The following is a 378-nucleotide window of genomic DNA, read 5'->3' as shown; positions in this document are numbered from 1 at the left end:
TTGGCTAGGAGGCGGTGTTTGAGTTAGTGCATGTGGCCTCACTGCACCGTGTAAGCCTGCATCTGGTCGCTTCGTGCGTTATATTTCGTGATCTCTAGTTTTTTCGTTCACATCTTTCGCTTCACTTTGCCGGCTAGTATCCTTGGCCAGCAAAAAGGTAGCCAAAGGAGTCGTCATCTGCACCCCGAGTAGCGATTTTTTTTTTTTACCATGTTCTCCAGCCAGGGGCAGACTCCTTTCACCACCTTGGGCTTCGGCTTAGGGACCAACTGGATTGAAAGAGAAATCCAAAAAGACATCCTGCAGGTCCGGATCGAAGGCCTGGGCCGGGAACACCGGACGGACATCTTCCCGCAGCTGGTCTTCAGCTTGAAGAAG

Annotated in this window: 1 protein-coding gene; it reads left to right on the top strand. The window is 51.6% G+C overall.

Annotation, left to right across the window (positions count from 1 at the left end; genetic code table 11):
• Positions 1–210: 210 nt before the first annotated feature.
• A partial coding sequence (nrdD, locus tag G8O24_RS47275) for an anaerobic ribonucleoside-triphosphate reductase (protein ID WP_497717872.1) occupies positions 211–378 on the top strand: 168 nt, incomplete at its 3' end.

Source organism: Bradyrhizobium campsiandrae, assembly GCF_014529705.1.
In the GTDB taxonomy this organism is placed as follows: Bacteria; Pseudomonadota; Alphaproteobacteria; order Rhizobiales; family Xanthobacteraceae; genus Bradyrhizobium; species Bradyrhizobium campsiandrae.
Note: the sequence above shows the minus strand (reverse complement) of the source record. Positions and strands in the feature narration are given on the sequence as shown.